The 21,923-nt window shown below is 56.2% G+C and carries 12 protein-coding genes; 6 read left to right on the top strand and 6 right to left on the bottom strand.

Going from position 1 to position 21,923, the window contains the following annotated elements:
- The first annotated feature begins 98 nt into the window (after nt 1-98).
- Nucleotides 99-863 (top strand): IclR family transcriptional regulator, encoded by a 765-nt coding sequence (locus NKF26_RS17655; RefSeq protein ID WP_253226971.1) that lies wholly within the window; start codon nt 99-101, stop codon nt 861-863.
- 177 nt (nt 864-1,040) lie between these two features.
- On the opposite strand, the gene aceB is transcribed toward NKF26_RS17655, so the two are convergent.
- The 3 genes from aceB to NKF26_RS17640 all read right to left on the bottom strand — a co-directional run bounded on the left by aceB (nt 1,041) and on the right by NKF26_RS17640 (nt 7,351).
- On the bottom strand, nt 1,041-2,345 hold the full coding sequence (gene aceB / locus NKF26_RS17650; RefSeq protein WP_253226972.1) for a malate synthase AceB: 1,305 nt from the start codon (nt 2,343-2,345) through the stop codon (nt 1,041-1,043).
- Between the two features lie 124 nt (nt 2,346-2,469).
- Nucleotides 2,470-5,421, bottom strand: a complete 2,952-nt coding sequence (locus tag NKF26_RS17645) for an FAD-binding and (Fe-S)-binding domain-containing protein (RefSeq protein WP_253234678.1) — start codon at nt 5,419-5,421, stop codon at nt 2,470-2,472.
- A gap of 166 nt (nt 5,422-5,587) precedes the next feature.
- The gene (locus NKF26_RS17640) at nt 5,588-7,351 is read right to left on the bottom strand and encodes an L-lactate permease (RefSeq protein WP_253234677.1); all 1,764 of its coding nucleotides are present in this window, start codon (nt 7,349-7,351) and stop codon (nt 5,588-5,590) included.
- 944 nt (nt 7,352-8,295) lie between these two features.
- Here NKF26_RS17640 and NKF26_RS17635 point away from each other — a divergent pair.
- A complete protein-coding gene (locus NKF26_RS17635) occupies nt 8,296-10,062 on the top strand; it encodes a sodium:solute symporter (protein WP_253234676.1) in 1,767 nt (588 codons plus the stop codon).
- A 103-nt stretch (nt 10,063-10,165) separates the two neighbouring features.
- Here the strand turns inward: NKF26_RS17635 and NKF26_RS17630 are convergent, their stop codons facing one another.
- Both NKF26_RS17630 and NKF26_RS17625 read right to left on the bottom strand, forming a co-directional pair.
- A complete protein-coding gene (locus tag NKF26_RS17630) occupies nt 10,166-10,981 on the bottom strand; it encodes an IclR family transcriptional regulator (protein WP_253226976.1) in 816 nt (271 codons plus the stop codon).
- Between the two features lie 344 nt (nt 10,982-11,325).
- The gene (locus tag NKF26_RS17625) at nt 11,326-12,576 is read right to left on the bottom strand and encodes a Zn-dependent hydrolase (protein ID WP_253234675.1); all 1,251 of its coding nucleotides are present in this window, start codon (nt 12,574-12,576) and stop codon (nt 11,326-11,328) included.
- A 186-nt stretch (nt 12,577-12,762) separates the two neighbouring features.
- On the opposite strand from NKF26_RS17625, the gene NKF26_RS17620 reads away from it, so the two are divergent.
- From NKF26_RS17620 to NKF26_RS17605, 4 genes are all read left to right on the top strand, one after another.
- Nucleotides 12,763-14,286: a sodium:solute symporter gene (locus NKF26_RS17620; RefSeq protein WP_253226978.1), complete on the top strand. Its 1,524-nt coding sequence runs from the start codon at nt 12,763-12,765 to the stop codon at nt 14,284-14,286.
- Nucleotides 14,287-14,323: 37 nt separating this feature from the next.
- Nucleotides 14,324-15,616 (top strand): amidohydrolase, encoded by a 1,293-nt coding sequence (locus NKF26_RS17615; protein ID WP_253226979.1) that lies wholly within the window; start codon nt 14,324-14,326, stop codon nt 15,614-15,616.
- Between the two features lie 1,402 nt (nt 15,617-17,018).
- Complete coding sequence (locus tag NKF26_RS17610) at nt 17,019-17,924, top strand: dihydrodipicolinate synthase family protein (protein WP_253226980.1); 906 nt, start codon at nt 17,019-17,021, stop codon at nt 17,922-17,924.
- 631 nt (nt 17,925-18,555) lie between these two features.
- A complete protein-coding gene (locus NKF26_RS17605; RefSeq protein WP_253226981.1) occupies nt 18,556-19,806 on the top strand; it encodes an AI-2E family transporter in 1,251 nt (416 codons plus the stop codon).
- A 562-nt stretch (nt 19,807-20,368) separates the two neighbouring features.
- On the opposite strand, the gene NKF26_RS17600 is transcribed toward NKF26_RS17605, so the two are convergent.
- Nucleotides 20,369-21,814: a hypothetical protein gene (locus tag NKF26_RS17600; protein WP_253234674.1), complete on the bottom strand. Its 1,446-nt coding sequence runs from the start codon at nt 21,812-21,814 to the stop codon at nt 20,369-20,371.
- Between the last annotated feature and the right edge of the window lie 109 nt (nt 21,815-21,923).

The raw sequence follows: 21,923 nt of genomic DNA, 5'->3' as shown, positions 1-21,923 counted from the left end.
GATAGCTATTTCCGTCCTAGGATCTCGCTAGATCATCCGGCAAAAAGGATGAATAACTGACACACACCGTTATTGCAACGAAATCGCATGGGTAGTATATGAGTAATCAGCAGGGTCGAACGGTTGAAGCAACCAAGACGTCGCTCAAGATACTCGAGGTCATTGCAGAGTTAGGTGGCGAGGCAGAGACAGCCGAAATCGCGTACGAACTCCCTTTTGCCACGAGTACAGTCTATAAGCACCTTCGCACGCTCGACAACGAAGGGTTTATCGCCAAATACGATGGGAAATATCGAATCGGTTCGAAGTGTCTGGAACTCGGGGGACACGTCCGTCGATACGACGATATTTATCGAACTGCAGAGGCCGACATCCAAGAAATGGCGAACGAAACCGGAGAGCTTGCAAATCTCATGGTCGAGGAAAACGGTCTCGGCGTCTACATCCACACTGCGAAGGGGGAAAAAGCGGTCAATATCGATACGTCCTTAGGAAAACGAATGCCGCTCAACATCACTGCACTCGGAAAAGCAATCCTCTCCACCATGCCAGAAGAGCAAGTCGACAGCATCGTCGAGCAGCAAGGGTTGCCCAGGCAAACCTCGCAGACGATTACTGACCGCGAGGAATTCGACTCGGAACTCGAACGGATTCGAAACTCGGGAGTCGCATACGAACGCAATCAGCGTGTCGATGGAATCTGCTGTGTTGCCGCTCCCATCGTCGTAGAAGGAAAACGCCGCGCGGCGATCAGTGTCACCGGCCCCGAACGACGAATGTCCGAGGAGCGATTACAGAACGAATTGAAGGACGTCGTCCAACGAGTCGCAAATGTTATCGAGATCAACCTGACCTATGAGTGAGTCGATGGCACCGTTGCCGCGTTTTTCCTTGTGGACAGCGGTATCGAAGGGAAGACGCTGACGGCCAAAAAATCGTGAGAACTGACGATCTGAGCACGAGACGACCTCCACAACCGTGTCACCCGGGTGGATAACGCATCGGCGTTTCGGTCGTCAGAGCGTGTGTCCTGCCTGCGATCAGTTACCGACGTCTGTCGCCCGGTTCACGACGTCGCTTCCGTACATTTCCTCCAGTTCCTCGTGTTGGTCCGAACGGTGCTCGTAGACGTCCTGGAACAAGGTGACCGGGGTCTGAGCGGCCTGATAGGTAGCTTCGTCCCACATCCTATCCTTCTCGATGGTCACTTCGACATCCCCGATAGCTAGCGTTGTCGACTGCGTCATGGCAATCGCTCCCTGCCCGGCTTCTTTCGCCGCTTCGAACTCCTCCATCGAATCGACGATATCGTTCATGCTGGGCACGTAAGACGTCATATCCAGCAGTTCCTCGTGGAGTTCCTCCTCGTCGAGTTCGCGTTCGTCGGTACCGACGCGCAGGACGTAGCCGTCGCCGGTCTCTTCGAGCGAAATCTCGTCTCCGTCGTAGATCTGCCGACCGTCCTCCTCCCGGAGTTCGACTTCGTCGTCGCCGGTTTCGAGGAGCCAACTCCCAGTCTTTGGCGGGAGTGGTGCCTTGTTCGCTTCGACCACCTGTCCGGGAGTCAACGACCAGATGCCGATCATCCCCTTCGCGCGGTTGTCCTCCATCCGTTCGTGGTAGCCCTCGATATCGCGGATATCGTCGTATGGTCCGTCGACCGCGATGAGCGCAGCGGCACTGGCACCACGGGACGTGTTGTGTCGAAGTTCGGGCCACGGCGGAAGCGATCCGGTCGGGGTCATCGCGCGCATGTCCTTGGTGTAATCGACTTCGCCATCGACGAGCATGAATAGCCGTTCGAGGTTGTTAGATGGCTTTCCGATCTCTTCACGAAGGTCCCCGAGGGCCAATTCGGCTTCGCCGCTCTCGACGATTACCGACATCGAGAGGCTACCCTTTTCGAGTCCGTGCTCATCTTCGATGATGGTGAAGAACTCGTCGGCTTTCTTCCAATCGTCTATATCACCGACTTCCGGGATGACGAAGCCGTCGATGTGTTCGATGGCGCCGTTTTTCGGATCGGCGATTTCCAGCATGTGCTGAAATCCCTGATATCGGGTCGATGAATCCTCACGGTGCCAGACGATCCGCGGGTGTATCTCTCCCGGGAAGTCAGCACCGTACTCGGAAACGACCTCGATGAGGTTCTCGACACCCTCGTCCCGCATGGACGGAGCCGTTGCATCCTCGTTGTCCGGCACCCAGACGTCCGGGGCCTTCATACCCTGGAGCTGGGCAGCGCTTCGGATCATCTTGGCGGAATCGTCCCCGCCCTCCACAGCAGTCGGGGACGTGAAGAACGTTCGGACGAATTCGCGATCGTAATGTCTTTTCATAGCCATAGCTCATGAAAATGTTACCGTACTCTTTATTAAGTGTGTTGGTGACGGTTGGAGAATCGATATCCCTTTGATTCATCTCTTGGACTCGGAACGACGGTCCGAGCGTTCGGAAGACGGGCGGAATTCAATCGACGAGCGCCTCGGCGACTTTCGTGATCGGATGCGGCGGTTTCGTCGCGTCGGCACGATCGCCCAGTTGGCTACGGCAGGATGCACCGGGCGCGACGACTGAATCGGTGTCGCTCGCTTCGACCTTGTCGAAGAGGATCCGTCCCATCGCCTTCGAGAGGTCGAAATGTTCGGCTTCGTACCCGAAACTGCCTGCCATGCCACAGCACGCACTGTCGAGGGGGTCGACCGCGTACCCCGCTCGTCGGAGCACGCCGACCGCATGGTGGTCCTTGTTCATCGCTTTCTGATTACAGTGGCCGTGATAGGAGAGCGATTCATCGGACTCCTCGAACAGCATCCGGTCGTCGAGTCGGTGCGTGTCGACGTATTCGAGGACGCTGTAGGCGTTCTCGGAGACGGTTTCGACCGCGGAGCCCTGCATAAGCGAGCGATACTCGTCCTGGAACATCACGGCGTCCGACGGTTCGATGAAGAGCACCGACCAGCCGTCTTCGACGTACGGACGTAAGGCGTTCACGTTGCGGCGCGCTCGCTTCTCGGCGAGATCGAGGAACCCCTTCGAATACGCCGGTCGGCCGCTCGCCCCGACGTCGTCGGGAATCTCGACGTGGACGTTCGCCGCTTCGAGAACCGTCACGGCGGCTTTTCCGGTCAAAGGATGACTGTAGTTCGTGTACGTGTCGGGGAAGAGCAACACCTTGTCGTCGGCCTCTCGAAGGGGAACGCCCGACCCGCGTGACTCGAACCACTCCTCGAAACTTTCCGCCTCGAACGTCGGAAGCTCCCGATCAGCGGCGATCCCGAAAATCTTTTCGAGGGCGAGTCGGGAACCGGGAAGTTCGGTGAGCCGGTTCGTTATCGGTGCGAGACGGCTTCCGAGCGCGGAGAGCGTATCGATGTTCGCGAAGAGACGGTCACGAATTCCGGGGTCGTGGTGCTGATGAGCCTGGTGTTTGACCTCGGTCTTGAGCTTCGCCATGTCGACACCGGTCGGGCAGTCGTTCATACATCCCTTACAGCCGATGCAGAGGTCGAGAACTTCCTCCTGGAATCGATCGGAGTACAGTTCCTCTTCGGGAAGTTCGCCGCTGATGGCCGCGCGCAATAGATTGGCACGACCGCGTGTCGCCTGTATCTCCTCCTCGGATGCCCGGTAGGTCGGGCACATCACGTCCCGATCCGGTTGCCTGCAGTTCCCACACCCGTTGCAGAGTTCGACGAGTTGGGAGAACCCGCCCTCCTCGTCGAAGTCGAGTTTGGTCGCGGGTTCGATGGAGCTGTATTCGGCGCCGTAGCGGAGGTTTTCGCGCATATCGGTCGGATCGTCGTCACGGTAGACGACCTTTCCGGGGTTCATCCGCCATTCGGGGTCGAATACGTCCTTGACGTCTTTGAACGCCGCCCAGAGGCTTTCACCGTACATCTTCGGATTGAACTCGGTGCGGGCGAGTCCATCGCCGTGCTCCCCGGAGAACGCCCCGTCGTGTTCGAGGACCAGATCAGTCACGTCGTCCGCAATCGACTGCATCATCTGAATTCCGTCGTCGTCTTTCAGGTTGAGAATCGGGCGAATGTGGAGGGTTCCACTCCCGGCGTGTGCGAAGTAGGCCGCCGACGTTCCGTGATCGATGAGTACGTCCTCGAACGACTGAACGTACTCGGCGAGTTCTTCCGGTGGGACCGTTGCGTCCTCGATGAACGGGTAGGGTTTCGGATCACCGTCGAGACTCATGAGGAGCGGGATGGCGGCCTTCCGAAGTTTCCAGAGTTTCGCCTGCTCGTCGTCCGTGTACGCCTCGATGACGTCGAAGGCTTTTCCGGCGTCGTGGAAATGCGCGTTCGTCTCGGCGACGGCGTCCTCGAAGTCATCGACGAGTTCGGAGTCGAACTCGATCATGAGGGACGCTGCGGTCTTCTCGGGGATCGGGTCGGCGTACTGAGCGAACTCGGGGGAGTCGCGGGCGAGACGGAACACCTCGTCGTCCATGAGTTCGACTGCACTGACGTCGAAGTCGAGCGCTTCGGGGACGGCCTCCATGGCATCGACGAGATCCTCGAAGCAGTAGAGTGCGAGGGCAGTTTCCTCCGGCCTCGTCACGAGACTCAGCGTCGCCTCGACGACCACGCCGAGTGTGCTTTCCGCACCGACGAAGAGCTTCGAGAGGTTGATCACCCGTTCGCCGTCGTCGTTCTCGTAGATGACTTTGTGAAGATTGTAGCCGCTGACGCTCCGCTTCAGCTTGGGATACCGGTCCTCGATCTCGTCAGCGTTCCCTTCGACGAGCGTGCGGACGGTCCGATAGATTTCCGCTTCGCGGGTGTCCTTCGCGACGATCTCGTCCCACTCCTCGCCGTCGAGAACGACCTCTCGGGTGTGCAGGAGCGACCCATCAGCGAGGACGACTTTCAGTTCCTCCGTGTAGGCGTCGGTAATTCCGTATCGGACGGAGTGGGCACCCGTCGAGTTGTTTCCGATGCCGCCGCCGACCGTCGCTCGGTTCGAAGACGCCGGGTCGGGTGCGAACTTGAGTCCGTAGCGAGCGAGGTGTTCGTCGAGAACGTCCTGAACGATACCGGGTTGGATCGTCGCCTCGCGGTCGTCCTCGTCGATATCGACGAGGCTGTCCATATGGCGAGACATATCGAGGACGACGCAACCCGGACCGACCGCTTGCCCCCCGAGTGACGATCCTGCTCCGCGCGCGAGAATGGGAACGTCGTAATCGGCAGCGACCCGGACGGCGTCTTGTACATCGGTAGCGTGACGGGGCGTAACGACGCCCGCGGGACGGGCCTGATAGATGCTTCCGTCAGTCGCGTAGAGGATCTGTGAATACTCGTCGAATCGAACCTGTCCGTCGACGGCATCGCGCAAATCGCTCGCGAGCGATGCGTACTCGGCTTCGTCGACGCGAGAGGGACTTTCGGCGTCCTGCTGCGCCATTGACTCGTCGAGACTTGACCTGGATCGGTCGATAGCCATAACGCCTTCCCATTGGGAATCTCGCCTATTAACAATTAGGATAGTGGTGATTCGTGGCGAATATTATCGAACGGCAAGAACGATTCGGTGTGGGCGAAAGCTTACCTGAGCCTTCGTTGAACTTTCGTCAGAACACCCCCGGGAAGAGGACGTAGACGAACAGGAGGCTCAGTATGCCGGTAAAGACGCCGTAGTAGATGAGCGGGATGAGTTCTAATCGAATGACTCGTCCCTCTTCTCCGACGAGACCGACGACCGCGAGCGCGGCGACGACGTTGTGAATGGCGATGAGGTTGCCAATCGCACCACCGACGGCCTGCGCTGCGAGCAGGAGCGTTCGCGAGACGCCGATATCGCGCGCGACGCCGAACTGGAACGTCCCGAAGAGGATGTCGCTTACCGTGTTCGACCCGGCGAGGAACGCGCCGAACGCCCCGACGAACGCGGCGAAGAACGGGTAGGTGCCACCGGCGACCCCTGCCACGGCCTTCGACAACACGATGAGCATGCTATCCCCGCCAGTCGCGGCACCCGACTGGAGCATGATTTGGACGGTGCCCACGGCGAACAGGAGCGCGACGAGCGGCGGGGCGATGCGCTCGAACGTTTCGGCCCACGAGTTCTTGATGTCGGTCGGAATTCGACCGAGATTACCCAACCGGTGAAGCAGGACGGCGGTGAAGTGGACAAAAACGAACACCGCGCCGGGGAGATACAGGACACTGATGGAATTATCGAGCCCCGTTCCGAGGATGTTGTTCCACTGGAGGACGAGTGTCGACTGGAGGAAGTCGGTTAGCGGTGCCCAGACGCGTGTGAGAACGAGCAGGACGGCGAGCAACCCGTACGGGAGCCACGCCATCCAGATCGACATCCCATCGTCGTCGGCGAGGGCCGTGTTACTCGATGTAACCGTCCCGCCGTCAGCAGCGATCTGACCGCCCTGTCCGACGGACTCGCCGGGTTCGATGCCACCGACCCAGTGCGAGGGCCACGTGTCGCGCGGAGCGAACTCCCAGTCGTCGTCCGGGTGGAAGTAACCGGCTTTCAGTGCACCGATGGTCAAGACCATCGCGACCATCGAACCGAGGAGCGCGGGGAATTCCGGACCGAGGTAGTAGGCGGTGAGCCAGTAGGGAATCACGAACGTTACCCATGAGAACAGCGCGAGCGGGAGGACCGCGAACGCGGGCCGTATCGAACGTTCCTCGCCGAAGAATCGCGTCATCATCATCACGCCCATGATGGGGACGGCGATGCCGACGATGGCGTGATAGGTCGCGGCCCAGACGGCGATCTGATCCACCCAGAGGGAGATACTGCCGAACGGGCCGTTGACGACGACCTGCGTCTTCACCATCGAGACGGATTCGAGCGTATCTTGCATGCCGATGACGAGCGGCGTCCCGACCGCGCCGAAGGTGATGGCCATGAGGTTCCCGGTGAGTGCGATGACGACGGCGGCCAGCGGCGGGAAACCGAGGCCGACGAGAAGCGGGCCAACGACGGCCGCAGGCGTCCCGAAGCCAGCAGCACCTTCCATGAACGAACACATCAGGAAGACGAGTACGACGACCTGAACGCGTCGGTCGTCGCTGATGGATGCGAATCCCCTGTTTATCACGTCGAACGCGCCCGTCTCCTTGAGCGTGTACAACAGGAGAATGGCCCCGAAGACGATCCAGAGGATCGCTAGCGCGGTGATGAAGCCGTTGATGGTCGCACCGGCAAGCCACCGTGGACTCATGTCCCACCCGAAGTAACCAACGGCGAGTGCGACCACCCACGCGACCGGCATCGCACGCGTCGCTGGCCAGAATTGAATGACCATCAGGTAGGTGATGACCATCAACGGTACCAACGCGAGTACGATAGTCGTGATCGGCGGCATGTTATTTTGCTCCCTGTACCGGTTTGTTGCGTAACGACCCGAAGAAAAGTCCCGAGTTAGTGCTTGTGCCTATTGGTATCATTATCCGTGCCAACTAACCACTGCATCCGCTATCCTAAATAATTATTGATGGTCACAAAATATCAAAGCGAAGTCGGCTAACGTGCGGTGTGTCCCTCTCATAATCAAGACGGGATTGCTATTGGCCAAGGAGAGCAACGATAGGAGGCATTTTATGTTGGCGGCTTTATACAATATTACACGTAGCGTGGAATAGTGAATCCGAAACGGGACGACAATTTCTCCCCTCAAACCTGATCAAATGGACAGAATCCATCTATTCGAAGATAGTATCTGATTCAATTCTCGGTAGATCGATTCGATTATTAACTTCCCTGAGAATGCGCGTCGTAGAATAGGAATGGAAATCAAACGAGCGCCGCCAAATCCGGGATTAGCCAAGTCATGTAAACTGCTGTATGGATCAGATATCTCCACTCTACACCCGTAAGACCGGATATACGAAACGGATACCACGATTCGGTATTCGCTATCACGTGACGGTGGTCGTTACACGAATCGTGGAATACGTAGCGACCACTCCGTTGTCGGAAGTAACGTAGATGTTCGACGACCCGTAACGGGAATCTACTCTCTGTGCCCCCACCTCCGGAAGGCCACTTGACTCCTCTCCGTAACGGTATTTCCATTACAAAACTAAATTTGTAAAGAATATTCTGAAGACGCGACGAGTGACCCCGGATAGAGGCATGCATCGATTTTCGAACGTCGTTCATGACGACTTTGTACGTTGTTTCCATTTACCGTGAGAGAATAACACAAGGTTTTTGTCCCACGACAATAATGTAGGATTCGAAATGATACAGTTACTCCGTTCGCCAAGAATCGAACCCGTTACCAAACACGTCGGAGGCGAATAACTGATGGAACCCCGGACAGTCTCCCTCGGCGGATACATCGTCGTACTCACCACCATAGCGTTACTAGCGATGCTCGGCATCGGGTGGTACTCCTACCGGAAGAGCGTCGGCGCAGATCTCGACGATTTTTTCTCCGCTAGCAAGTCGCTCGGGTTCATCGTCATTTCCCTCTCCATCTTCGCGGACTCGTACAGCGGGAACTCCTTCCTCGGATACTCCGCCGCGACCTACCGTTCCGGGGCGTGGTTTCTCGCGTATCCACAGTTCATGATTGCGGGCATCATCGGTGCGCTCATCATCGCGCCCCCGCTCGTGAATCTCGGTCAGAAGTGGAACTACACCTCACCCATCGACTACCTCGAACATCGCTTCGACAAGCGTGTCGCGCTCGTCGCGCTCCTATTCATGATCTGGGGGACGTTTATCCAATTCACCGAGCAGTTTTTCGCAATGGGGTATCTCGGGAAGGTCGCGTCCGGTGGCATTCTCCCGTATCAGGCCGTCATCGTCATTTTCGGCTTGGTTATCCTCGGGTACGTCGGACTCGGTGGATTCCGTGGGACCGCGCTCTCTGCGGCCGTCCAAGGTGCGCTCATGTTATTCTCTCTGTTCCTGATGCTCGTACTCGTCGGCACGCTCGGTGGGTTCTCGGCGCAGATCGATACGATTTGGCGGACCGCACCTTCGAAACTCACGCTACCGTCGACATCGACGATGGGTAGCTGGTACAGCATCGTCATCCTCGTCCTGCTCGGCCTCCCGACGTACCTCCACATCCAGCAGTTCTACCTCGGCATCGACAACGCGAAGGACCTGAAGACGACGTTCCGACTGCAGGCACCGATCTTTTTCTTCGCAGCGCTTACGCTCTGGGGACTCGGCCTTTACGGCGCTGGTATTTTCCCCGGCTTGGGTGATGTACAGGCGGACAAGCTCGTTCCCTATCTTCTCGGCGGGTACGTGAGTACGGGTGGTGGGAAACTCCTCCCGTCGCTCATCTCGCTCGGCGTAATCATGGCAACGCTGTCGACCGCGGGAGCGGCGGTGATGGTGCTCTCGATGGCCGTCGCGAAAGACACGTACAAACGCTACGTGAACCCTAACGCCTCCGACGAGCGCGTTATCTGGGTGAGTCGTGTATTCCTTGCGGTGTTCCTCGCGCTTGCGCTCGCGATTTCGTTCACGCCGGATAACACGATCTGGAGCTGGACGCAACTGAAGTTCGAATTCCTCCTGCAGGCGACCCCCGTGTTCGTGTTCGGGTTGTACTCCGCGCGGATGAAGAGTACGCCCGCCCTCGTCGGGATGTTCGTCGGCTGTGCAACCGCAGTCAGCATCTACGTGGCTAGTATCTCCATCCCGTTCGGCTTGAATGCCGGTCTCGTTGGGCTTGCCGTCAACTCCGTCGTTCTCGTCGGGGGGAGCTACGCAAGCGGGCGCGACGAAGAAACGGAACGCGCGAGCGCAATTCTCGAGTATAACTCGATCGAGTTCCCCAGTGAGCCCCGGGAAGCGGAGTATGTCCTCCCGGCACAGCGGAAGGTGTTTTGGGTTGGGCTTGCGGTCGTACTCGCACTGCTCGTGCCGTGGTATGCACCCGAGAGTTGGAACGCCCAGACCGCGTTCGGTCTCCCTATTTGGGTGTGGGCGACCCTCGGTGCGGTAGTACTCGAAACGCTGTTCGTCGTTTTTGGCACACTCATCTGGCAGAAACAGGAGTCACCAACAAGTACGTCGACGGAACGTGCTGCATCAGTTGATAACGACTGAGTTTGGTTCTCCAACCCGTTGCTTCGCGTATGGCGGAATCGAATCGCAAATTCGGTCTACTCGTGTTCGGCTTGTGGCATTACAGTAATAGTATTGTCATGGTTTACAGTGGCCCGGTGTTCTGGGACCGTTCGACCATGTTCAGGTTCACTTCGATTACGTTTGCCGTGCGCATCACCAATTCCGGAACGTGTTCGTGGTACTGGTCGCCACTGAGCCGCGTTTTCGGGGCCGAAACGCTCAGCGCACCGAGGACCGATCCGTTCCGGTCGTGAATCGGCGCTCCGACGGCGCGAAGTCCCTCCACTTCCTCACCGTCGTTGACCGCGTAGCCCTGTTCCCGAATCTCGTCGAGCGTTTCGTACAGCGTTTCACGGTCGGTAATCGTCGAGTCGGTCATTTTCGATAACCCATACCTGTCGACTATCCATTCGACTCGCTCTTCCGGGAGGAATGCGAGGATAGCCTTCCCGGTCGCCATCGGATGGAGGTAGTTTGCACGTTGCTTTTTCGTGATCTGGTAATCGTTTCCGACCGCTTGTTCACCGCGAATCTTACAGAGGTTGATTCCGAGGCCGTATTGTTCCGTCGTCAGGTGTGCGTACTCCCCCGTTTCGTCCGCCAACTTCTTTATCTCCGGCTTTCCGATCCGAAAGAGCGGGTTCTGATTCCGAACTCGCTCACCTAGGGTCAGGAACTGAAGGCTGAGCCGATAGTCGTTGTCGTCCTTGACGACGTACTGGCGTTCCTTCAACGTGTAGAGGTGCTTGTACACGGCACTCTTCGACAGGTCGAGATGCTCCGCCAGTTCCGTCACACCTGTCCCGCCAAGTTCCTCGAGCGCGTCGATCACGTCGAGAGCTGTCGTTACGGTTTGGAGGCTTTGGGTCGACCCTTCATCGTTGGGCGAATGTGGCATACTCACATGCAATACACCCTGGACCCAAAACCGTTTCTGTATCGTGGAATTTGTGAAATCCGGGATTACGTCGTTTCACATCCCCTATCGTATGAACTGTCCTCGATTCGATCGTATCGATAGTCTCCTCTCGGTTGGAGATGGCTTGTAGTGGTGTTTCTCTCCATTTGAAGGATCGTTTTCCATATGTGGAATTCCCAACACGGGACGAAACGGACGAAGCGAGCCACACGGAGGCTACAATCGACGAAACCTACCCTTCGAGCGTTTCCGAGACGGATAATTCGCAACAACAAGCGAGGGCCAGTCACTGTCGAACAACTGAGAAAAGGGAAGTACTGGAACTATTCGTTCGAAAGTGCGAACAGCGAACCGGCGAGCACCTGGGTACATTCCGCACAGTCCTCCCAATCCGTCCATTCGAGCGGATTGTGGGAAATTCCGCCCTTCGAGGGGGCAAAGAGCAATCCGACGTCGGTGAACGGCTCCAATCGCATCGTATCGTGTGCGGCCCCGGAGTGAAGGTCGACAGTCGAAGTTTCCACTTCCGTCGCGGATTCATGGACTGCCTGACGACATCGGTCGCTCATTCGTCTCGGTTTCCGGTGCCGAGGGAGGGAAAACGACGTTTCGACGTCGCGCTCACGTTCCAATTGTTGGAGGCGTTCGCGAACGAACTCTACCAGTTCCATCATCGACTCGTGCGAGATATCCCGAATGTCGACGGTAAAATCGACTCGTCCGGGGACGACGTTCGGTGCGTTCGGTGAGACGTCGAGCGACCCGACCGTCGCGACGGCCGTCGGAGCGTCACTTTCGGTGCGTTCGAATGCCGCCGTCTCGATGTCGGTGACGACGGTACTCGCCGCGGTCAGGGCGTCAGTTCGTTGGGACATCAGCGTCGTGCCCGCGTGGTTCGCCTCGCCGACGATGCTGACGGCACATCGAGCGATTCCCGTAATCGTCGTTACCACACCGACCGGAACGTCCCTGGATTCGAGCCGTGAATCCTGCTCGATGTGCAGTTCGAGCCACGAGTCCCATCCTTCCGGGCGTATTCGACCTTCTCCGAGAAATCCGATCGAATCGAGTGCGTCCTTGAGGGTCGTTCCCTCTTCGTCGGTAAGCGCGTGTGCCTCCTCGATGGAGAGCGATTCCGACGCGACGGCTGATCCCAGCGCACCGACGCCGAACCGTTGGCCCTCCTCTTCGGTGAAACAGACGACTTCGAGCGGTCGACGAACGGGCAGGTCTGCCTCCTGTATCGCGCGAACCGCTTCGAGACCGGCGTAGACACCGAGTGGTCCGTCGAAGATGCCTCCCTCGGGAACGGAGTCGAGGTGGCTGCCCGTCGCAACGGGTTCCGAATCCGGGTCGGCGGTCTCCGGTACCCAACGTCCGACGATGTTTCCGACGGCATCGATTCGAACGTCCATCCCGGCGTCACGGAGACGGCTCACGAAGTACTCGCGGGCACGTCTATCCGCTTCGGTTCCCGTCAGCACGGTTCGAGCGTGTCCGTCGTCGACATCGACCGAACCGAACCGTCCGTTTTTCATCAAGTCGCGCTGGAGGCGCTCCGCATCAATCTGCATGGTCCGAGCGACAGAGGGAGTGTATTTGTGTCTTTCCCATATCATCCGGAGTGGTCTGTAGCCGGGACAGTAAATTTAGATTGATTGTGTTTCTCGGCCACAATTTCACCTTTCTCAAAAAATCGATAAATTTTCCGAATACATGGAAAGTTATAAATACTGCTGGTGAAGCCTATAGCCATAGCAATGCTACGGTCATACATAGCAGGAATTGTAGTTGCATACATCCTCGTGATGCTTGGCATCGGCGTGTACTTCCACAAGAAGGGGATGAAAGACCTCGAGGACTTCTTCCTCGCCGGTAAAGGCGCACCTTGGTACCTCGTCGCGTTGTCGTTCTTCGCGACAGCTATCGGTGCAGGAGGCACCATCGGACTGTCGGCATCGACGTACGATGGGCAAAGTATCACGGCGTTCTGGAGCTTCGGTATCTCGCTTGCGAGTTTCTTCGTCGTCGCGGTACTCCTCGGGCACAAGCTTCCGAAGACGTCGAACATCACGATTCCAGCGATGCTGGAGGACCGGTACGACGGTAAAACGCGGTTCATCGCGCTTCCGTTCTACATCCTCAGGTTTGTGAGTACGCTCGGTGCACAATGGTTGGCGGCAGGAACCATCATCAGCTTCCTCCTCGGAGATATCATCACCATCGAGCAGGCGGCAATCCTCGGTGCGCTCGTCATCACCGCTTACACGATACTGGGCGGAATGGCTGCCGTCATGTGGACCGACTTCGTCCAAGGGATAATCCTCTTCGTCGGGCTATGGATCCTGGCGATTTTCGGCATCTCCGAACTCGGTGGCGTCTCGGCGATGACGTCCCAAGTCACCCAGCGCGCTCCACAGGCGTTCGACCTCTTCGCGATGAAATGGACGCTCATTGCGGGATACATCGTGACGCTCGTTCCGAGCATGCTCGTTCGGCAAGGTTACCTCCAGCGGGTGATGTCGGCGCGGAGTCCTCGTGATGGTTTCGTCGGGACGACGCTGAACGGCATCATCGGGTTCGTCTACATTCCGGTTCCACTGCTCGTCGGTGCGATGGGTATCATCATGTACCCCTCGATTGCGGACTCGCAGCTCTTGATGCCCACGATGGCAGTCGATATCCTGCCGACGTGGCTCGCCGGAATCCTCCTCGCAGCACTCGCGGCCGCAGTCATGAGCAGCGGTGACAGTTTCTTGCTCTCGGGTGCATCGAACTTCGTCGAGGACATCTACATTCGGTACATGAACCCGGACGCGGATAACGAAAAGCAACAGCAAGCATCGCGGGTCGCCGTACTCGGGCTGATGGTGCTCTCGCTCGCACTCGCGCTCGTCGTCCCCGGAATCATCGACCTCATCGTCTTCGGTGCAGTCGCGCTGACCGGTGGCGTTCTCGTTCCGTGGCTCGCCGCATTTTACTGGCCGCGTGGAACGTCCGACGCCGCATTCTGGAGTATCGCTATCGGCGCTGGTCTCACGGTCGCATGGTGGTGGGCTGGATATTTCTCCGACACCGCCGAGTTCATGGGACTCCACCCTATTTTCGTCGGACTTCCGATATCGATCCTCCTGTTCTTCGGGATTTCGCTCGTTCAGGAACCCGAGTACGACAAAGTGTTGGCGGCAGCGGAAAAACACAACCTCGATAGTCTCAAGCAGAAGACCCAGCAGGCGATGAACGAACAACCGTCGAGTGACGGCGTCATCGCGGATTCTGACTGATGTTCGATAATAAGGAAACACACTCACAGACTCACCAATGATGGACTACGACGATTCAGTGTGGAACGGAACGGCTTCGCTCGTGGAGATTCGGCGGGACTTGCACGCACATCCCGAAGCGGGATGGAAGGAGTTCCGAACCACTGCACTCGTCGCGACGGAACTCCGGCGGTTGGGTTTCGACCTTCATCTCGGAGACGAAGCGATGTCCGTGGATGATCGGCTCGGTGTTCCGGACGAGGATGCGCTCATCTCGGCACGTACCCGTGCTCTTGACGAGGGTGTTCCCGAGGAACTGCTGGAACGGATGGGGGACGTCACCGGACTCGTCGCGGAACGTACCTACGGCGACGGAACCGGACCGGTGGTCGGCGTTCGCGTCGACATGGACGCGCTCGAACTGGTGGAAGCGCGTGATGAATCACACGCGCCGGTACGTGAGGGGTTCGTCAGCAAGCATCCCGATGAGATGCACGCATGCGGGCACGACGGACACACGTCCATCGGAATCGGCCTCGCACGCGCGCTGAACGACTCCGCTTTCGACGGGACGATAAAGTTGTTCTTCCAGCCAGCAGAGGAAGGTGGTCGGGGAGCGATTCCAATGGCGAGAAGCGGTCACGCGGACGACATCGACTATTTCGCCGCGTTACATCTCGGCCTTGGTATCCCCACTGGAACGGTCATCGCGGGATACGACCGCCCCCTGTGTAACTGCAAGTTCCGCGTTCGGTTTGCCGGTCAGTCCGCACACGCTGGCAATGCACCGCAAGCAGGTGCGAACGCGCTGCAAGCGGCAACGACCGCAATACAAAACCTCTACGCCATCCCCCGTCACAGCGATGGGGTGTCACGAGTGAACGTCGGAAGGGTATCGTCCCCCAACGGGCAGAACGTCATTTCGGACCGCGCCGAAATGATGATCGAGGTTCGCGGTGAGACGACGGCAATCAACGACTACATGATGGGGAAATCGGAACGGATCGTGACCCATTCCGCCGAGATGCACGATGTGGGTTACGATATAGAGACGTACGGAAAGACGACGACGTTCGAATCGGACGAGGAGATGATGACCGCCGTTGCCGACTCCGCGACGAAGGTCGATACTGTGACCGACGTCTCGAAACGTGAACAGTTTGGTGCGAGCGAGGATGCGTCATATCTCATTCGACGGGTGCAACGACAAGGTGGAAAGGCCACCTACATCGGAATCGGGAGCAACCATCCGGACGGACATCACACACCGCATTTCGATATCGATGAAACGTCGATCCGAATCGCCGTCGATGTCCTCCTCGAAACGGTTTCCACCGTGGGAACCCGGTGATCTTCGACTTGTCGGTGGTATAACCGCTTTCGCAACCAGCGTTCCTTCGAGACGAATACGGTCATGGATGGTATCGCCGCTCTCGACCGGAACCCTTGGGTCCCAACGGTTTTCAGACGATTTGGTGCGATTGACGAACGGTAGTCCAACGAACGTCTGTGATTTCCATACGAGATGTCCTGAAGCCAGGGAGAGATGTGGACGGGAAGTTCCGTCATTGGAAGGTGATTTTGGACCACCGCATCAGTTGCTCCAAATCCATGTGGATTGCCACCTCTTCGAAAAAATATGGAATATATGTCATATTGATGAATATGTAGAATAAATTTGGTTCGTGGTGGAAGGAAAGTATCATCCAAATGGGATTGTACGAGGGGAGTGCAGTATTATGAACGTTTTACTTGAGAAGTCGTTTGAGAAAATGCTAACGCATTTTTGAAAAATGAACTTCATTCCGATCCTACGGTGGAAGTAGTAATCTCCACAAATATCGTTCTACTATCGCCCCGAAAACTCCGTCCTTATTATTTTGGGAACCGCAAGATCGCACACGATCTCCCGGAAATTGTACTGGAATTTCCCTATTTGTGGGATGCACCTCGTCTCTTATTTGGCACTATAATTGATATCTGTCATCACTTTCGGCCATCAGTAGGTAGAATATCATACATAATTAGATAACAGACACAATTGTGAATTAGTTTCCGGGACGGATGTTCTCGTGTCTGCACCACTATCCATGAGTCAAGAAGGGTCACACTCCTCGACCGTATCCCGCTCCTGTTCCTTCGAACTGAGCGTTCGCGATAGAAACCATTGCGGTACGAGTCGAAAACGCATCTGAATACTTCGTCTGCGAATTTCGAGAACTGTTGACGGATTTGCCAACAACAGTCGATTACAACTCCGATTGCCCCGAACAAACTCGGCGTTTCAGAGCCGATAATTACAGATCCGAGAGAAAGAGCGATCCGCCAATCGTAATACCAATCATTCCAATCAGCATGATAGATAACGCAAAGGCCATTCTCGTCCGTGTGATCACCCCGGTCTGATTTACCACGGACGAAGCCAGTATCCAAATAATCGCGTAGAATAGAAGTACCGTGAAGACACAACCAGCGACGAGGAAAATCGAAAAAATCGAACCGGACTTCGACTGACGATGAGTTCGACTCATTACCGGACATTCTCACGGAGCGATAAACAACATTTCGGTCTGCATATTGAAATTTGAGATATTGAAAGGATATTTGAGAGATTTGGGATACGTGATTATAACCTCAACAGGACGTCGATCAGCGTTTGCGTCGGAACATGCGATGAAATGAGAGAGCGAATTGCCGACATCCGACGGGTTCCCTGGAGAAGAATTAACTCCTCGTATTCGTATCGGTTACATATGTCATCATCATCCAGTCCGGAAGCCTTCGAGGGCGTGTTGTGCCCCCTCGTCACGCCTTACACTGACGGAAATGTGGACGAAACCGTGCTTTCGGGATTGGTCGAACGGCTCGGTAAAGCAGGTATGGACGGCCTCGTCCCGGCCGGAACGACCGGCGAATTCGCGAGTTTATCCGATGAAGAGTACGAAACCGTCCTGCAGACGACGGTCGATGCTGCCGACGACGTACCGGTGCTCGCCGGGACCGCCGATACGACCGTTCCCAACACGCTGGAGCGCATCGAAATGGCGGCGGACGCGGGTGCTGATGCCGCCCTTATCGTCCTCCCGTACTTCCATGGTGCGAACGACCCGGTTGGCAACGAACGATTTCTCTCGGCAGTCGCCGACGACGCGTCGCTTCCGCTATTCCTCTACAACATCCCGTCCTGTACCGGGCAGGAGATTACACCCGCCACCGTCGAAACCGTTGCCCGTCACTCGAACGTCCACGGGCTGAAGGATTCGAGCGGCGATTTCAACTATTTCCTCGAGGTGGCCGATCGTACGCCCGAAGACTTCCGCCTCTTTCAGGGCTTCGACAGCTACGTCGTTCCGGGAATGCTCATGGGCGCTTCGGGGGGAATCAACGCACTATCGAACGCAATCCCCGAAACGTTCGTCGCGGCACGCGATGCGGTCGCCGCGGGGGAGGTCGAGCGGGCGCGGAGAATCGGAGCGGAGCTAATTTCTCCCCTCTTCCAACAGTGTGTGAACCACGGGTTCGCACCGGCGACGAAGGCGGCACTCGAATCGCGAGGGTGGCTCGAAACCGCCGAGGTTCGACCGCCGCTCGTCGAGTTGGATGCAGCGGTAAAAGAGGAGATCACAGCGGGTGTCGAACGCGTGCTCGGTGCCGATTGACACTGGGATTCGGTCGCTTGCTCGGAGAGCATGCTAAGCAGTACGGATGGTTCCATGGATGGGGTAGTTGGTTGGGTATCAGTTGACCCCCGAGTAGTCAGCTTCTGGTTGCCCTTACTTTCGTTTGTCTCCCTCTGATATGCTATTGTCAACTCTACAATCACCTGTCTTGATATCGTATGATAACATATGGCAAGATGACGATGCCCGTTCAAGGTACTGATCAAACAGTATGGGAGGATTCAGACGGTCGAACAATAGAGTCTCGTCTCGCAGATGTGCTTTTTTCTGAGCAAGTGTTGAAAATGTGCTCGTGGTTTTTGATCGGAGGCGTGTTCGAAAGCTTGGCTGCCATTCAATTACTCAGCAAATATCACGTTCCGATTGAGTTGTTATTTTTCTGCTTCCTGGGGCAGGGTCTCTTCGCTATCGGAATCTATTATCTAACGCAAGTATCCGTGCCATCCAAAAAGCTACTCGTCAATCCGGAATAAGAAGCGGAACGGTTCGTTTTTAGCAATCACTAATAAAATTTTTAAATACCCACGGATGCTAATACGTTTTCAAATAGTTCAAAGTGTTTAGATATCGGGCAAAGAGCTTTAGACTGAGTCCTGCCGTGCTATGAGACATGAATTTCACTCCCGAACGGAACCGTGAGCGAGTTGCCTGGTGGTTAATCTTCAGCGCACTAGGAATACTGTTTGCATTTATTCTGTACTCATACGTCGGAACGATCGTTCTTGGGTTGTTTGTCTACTACGCAACACGGCCGATATACCGGCGATTAAGACATCGCGTCCAACCACGCAGTTTGGCTGCGGGACTCTCTCTGGGCACGCTTGCATTTCCTGGGATTCTCCTCCTCGTGTACACTGTATTCGTGAGTATTCAACAGCTTAGAGGGCTCATTGGGGGGAGTTTCGACCAGTATGAATCTGTCCTCGGTCCATATCTGAAACAGATCGCGGGGACACAGAACACACAGGTTGCTATTCACCGCATCCTTTCCGATCCCCAACGCCTCACGCAGTTTCTCGACCCACAAACCGCGAGTGAACTGTTTACTTCGGCTGGGGGGTACGTCGGTGCTGTTGCGACCGGCTTATTGCATGTCTTCATTGCACTCATAATCGCGTTCTATCTGCTCCGTGATGATCAAAAGCTCGCGCACTGGTTTACGTCACAGATCAGCGGCACGGACAGTGCAACCCATGCTTTCTTGGAAGAGGTCGATACCGATCTGGAGACGATTTATTTTGGCAACATTCTGAATGCCTTTGTCGTTGCAATCGTCGCTGCGATCACCTACACGATACTGAATACCATTGCACCGACTGGAGTCGCGATTCCTGCGGCAGTTTTGTTCGGGCTACTAACGGGACTTGCCAGTCTGATTCCGATCGTCGGCATGAAACTCGTCTATGTCCCAGTTGGGCTCTACCTCGCCGCCCGTGCATTGATGTCCAATCCGCAATTTATCTGGTTCCCCTTCGTCTTCCTGTTGATTTCAGCTGTGATCGTAGACGGGTTGACCGAGATATTGTTACGACCGTATATTTCGGGGCGGAATCTCCACGTTGGTCTGGTTTTGTTTGCCTATATTCTTGGCCCGCTGCTATTCGGCTGGTATGGGTTATTTTTCGGACCGCTTCTGTTAGTGCTGTTCGTTCACAGTACACGTATCATTTTGCCGGAGCTCCTGCACGGTCAAGAGTTAACGCCGTTCGCATCCGCAGCAGATCCGATTCCTGACCCGGATGAGAATGTCGCCGACGAGTCGGCGTCATCCGAAACAGCCGATACGAAGTCCGCTGGAGAAGACAGCACCTCTACGTCATCCGAAGAATCTGAGCGGCAAAATGGTGACTCGGACGGTTAGACGTTTTACGTCCGTCTCATCCTTGAGAGGAATTATCCATGCATTGCGGGTTATTCTTCATTTCATCCATGGCAATTCTGATCCGTTCGTGGTTTCTCACTGTCCGCGCTGTTGAGCCTCTTGTTAGGGGCAGTCGTGAGTATCCCCTTCCTCGATATCTCGTGATTGATGGGACTGCCGATCGGATGTATCCGTTTCTGTAGACTAAAGCGGTTTGAATTCGATCAACTCCTATCCGATATCGTTGTAGGCGCTGACAGTAGTTCCACAAAAAGCAGTAACTATTGACTCAGGAGCGATGTTCGTATGGTCATTATAGGGTTGGTACTCGTAGTTCCGATTTGTTAGATCGGGAGAGATGGCTCCTGAGGGATTCGTGATGTCGATTCCTTTTTTGGAATACAAAACAGAACTATGTTCGCTAGAGAGAACGGAATAGATGTGGCGCGTAAGACATCCATTGGTTTGGTCACTCAACCACCGTCAGCACACTATGGAACGATACGGAATGTCGGAACTGCGGGAACGTCGGGGAGACTGAATAACCCAGGGAACAGACGACTTAAACGGACCCCTCAAATACGGCATATCCGATCGTCTCCGGCGCGTGTGCTGTCTCAGTATCTGCACTTTGCTCCTCTTCAACTTTCACTTGGACACCAGTTTCGGAGAGGTTTCGATACCGTAGCCCTGCCGCATCGCGTCCGTTGAATGTTTGCATCCCCGCGAGGAACCGAGGTGTATCATACTGCTGTTGGAACTCGATCTGATACCATTCGTCAGTAACGGCCTCTTCCGTTCGCTGTACCTCGAAATTGAGATCATTCATCTGTCCGACCATTTGTTGGAGTGCAATGTAACCGACTGCTTCGTCGATGTGGTCTTCATTGGCATCTTCCTCCTGAACGACCATCGAAAACGAATCGCTGGATACACCAGTCACACGTGTGACGATGGGGTCATTACTATTGTACGTCTGTGATTGCGCGAGGACGACGGGTATCTCACTGTCGGGGAAGTCGCCAAGAAAGACAGTGGTGAAATCAGAGGTACCAACCGCAGTCCCCGCTTCCAACCGATACGGAGTTTCATCGGCCAACTGTAACTCTTGTTCACCCGATTCCACTGCGAGCGCGTGGAATGTCTCACTGATATGGGCACCATCGAGATACTCCCACTCCTCAAGCTTGTACTCGAACTCGCCATCGGTACCGGTTTGAAGGCGGGTGTGAACGGGTTGTCCACCGTTATAAGAGAGCGGTTTCGCAACCATGGGACGAGTTTGTTCGACACCGGTTTGGGCGGGATGCCACTCTTCAGCGGATGACTGATCGTCGGTGAACGTGTTCGTTACGAATGGTGCACCCGGATTGTAAGGGAGACCATCGACGGTCCATGTCGCCGGGCCACTCGATGCCGTCGATTCGATACCGCCCGTCACGTAGAATGCGTAGGTTTCTCCTGCCGGTATCTCCCCTGTCGCCTGTCGTGACTCCCCCGGCCGTTCCGGCGATTCGTCTTCCCCCCACGTCATGGTCACGGTTGCTCCGTCATTCCCTGCCGGAAGAACGTCCGTTCCGGCGGTGATTTCGTACGTCGACGGCGATTCGCTACCGCTGTTATCGATACGGACGAGGGTGGCTGATTGGAACGGAACGTCGCCGATTGCTGGCGGAGACGGAAGTGGCGGTGTCGTATCCGGCGGCGTCGGATCACCATCGACAGTCATGTGGGTCCGAACGTATTCCGAATCGGTCGGAGCACCGCTGCCACCGATAACGCCCGATACGGTTCCCCACTCGTCCGGAACCTGACCGATCGAAATCGCATATCTCCGGGGATGGTCGTTGGTGACGTGGACGTTCTGAAGTCGGAGATAAGCGAGATTGAGCTCCGTACCGTTCGACAGCGTTTTTTCCCGTGTGAAGATCGCATCGTGGCTCTTGTGGGACGCATAGCTCACACGGACGTCTCGAACGTCGATGCGCTCACATGGTGCTGGAGCCATGATCGCCCCGCCGCAACTGGAAGACAGATCACGATGATAGAAGTCGCTATCCGCGATCGTGAGTGTGCCGTCGTAACTGTTGATTCCGTTTTCGACATCCGTCGGTGCG

The sequence above is a fragment of the Haladaptatus sp. AB618 genome, from assembly GCF_024136965.1.
Taxonomy (GTDB): Archaea; Halobacteriota; Halobacteria; order Halobacteriales; family Haladaptataceae; genus Haladaptatus.
The sequence above is the reverse complement of the archived record's forward strand: the minus strand, read 5'-3'. Positions and strand labels throughout refer to the sequence as shown.

Excerpts from the sequence above, each read along its gene's own strand:
- NKF26_RS17630 (WP_253226976.1), bottom strand. The coding sequence starts at position 10,981 with ATGCCACATTCGCCCAACGATGAAGGGTCGACCCAAAGCCTCCAAACC.
- NKF26_RS17645 (WP_253234678.1), bottom strand. The coding sequence starts at position 5,421 with ATGGCGCAGCAGGACGCCGAAAGTCCCTCTCGCGTCGACGAAGCCGAG.
- NKF26_RS17600 (WP_253234674.1), bottom strand. The coding sequence starts at position 21,814 with ATGGCTCCAGCACCATGTGAGCGCATCGACGTTCGAGACGTCCGTGTG.
- aceB (WP_253226972.1), bottom strand. The coding sequence starts at position 2,345 with ATGGCTATGAAAAGACATTACGATCGCGAATTCGTCCGAACGTTCTTC.
- NKF26_RS17640 (WP_253234677.1), bottom strand. The coding sequence starts at position 7,351 with ATGCCGCCGATCACGACTATCGTACTCGCGTTGGTACCGTTGATGGTC.
- NKF26_RS17605 (WP_253226981.1), top strand. The coding sequence starts at position 18,556 with ATGAATTTCACTCCCGAACGGAACCGTGAGCGAGTTGCCTGGTGGTTA.
- NKF26_RS17610 (WP_253226980.1), top strand. The coding sequence starts at position 17,019 with ATGTCATCATCATCCAGTCCGGAAGCCTTCGAGGGCGTGTTGTGCCCC.
- NKF26_RS17625 (WP_253234675.1), bottom strand. The coding sequence starts at position 12,576 with ATGCAGATTGATGCGGAGCGCCTCCAGCGCGACTTGATGAAAAACGGA.
- NKF26_RS17635 (WP_253234676.1), top strand. The coding sequence starts at position 8,296 with ATGGAACCCCGGACAGTCTCCCTCGGCGGATACATCGTCGTACTCACC.
- NKF26_RS17615 (WP_253226979.1), top strand. The coding sequence starts at position 14,324 with ATGATGGACTACGACGATTCAGTGTGGAACGGAACGGCTTCGCTCGTG.
- NKF26_RS17620 (WP_253226978.1), top strand. The coding sequence starts at position 12,763 with ATGCTACGGTCATACATAGCAGGAATTGTAGTTGCATACATCCTCGTG.
- NKF26_RS17655 (WP_253226971.1), top strand. The coding sequence starts at position 99 with ATGAGTAATCAGCAGGGTCGAACGGTTGAAGCAACCAAGACGTCGCTC.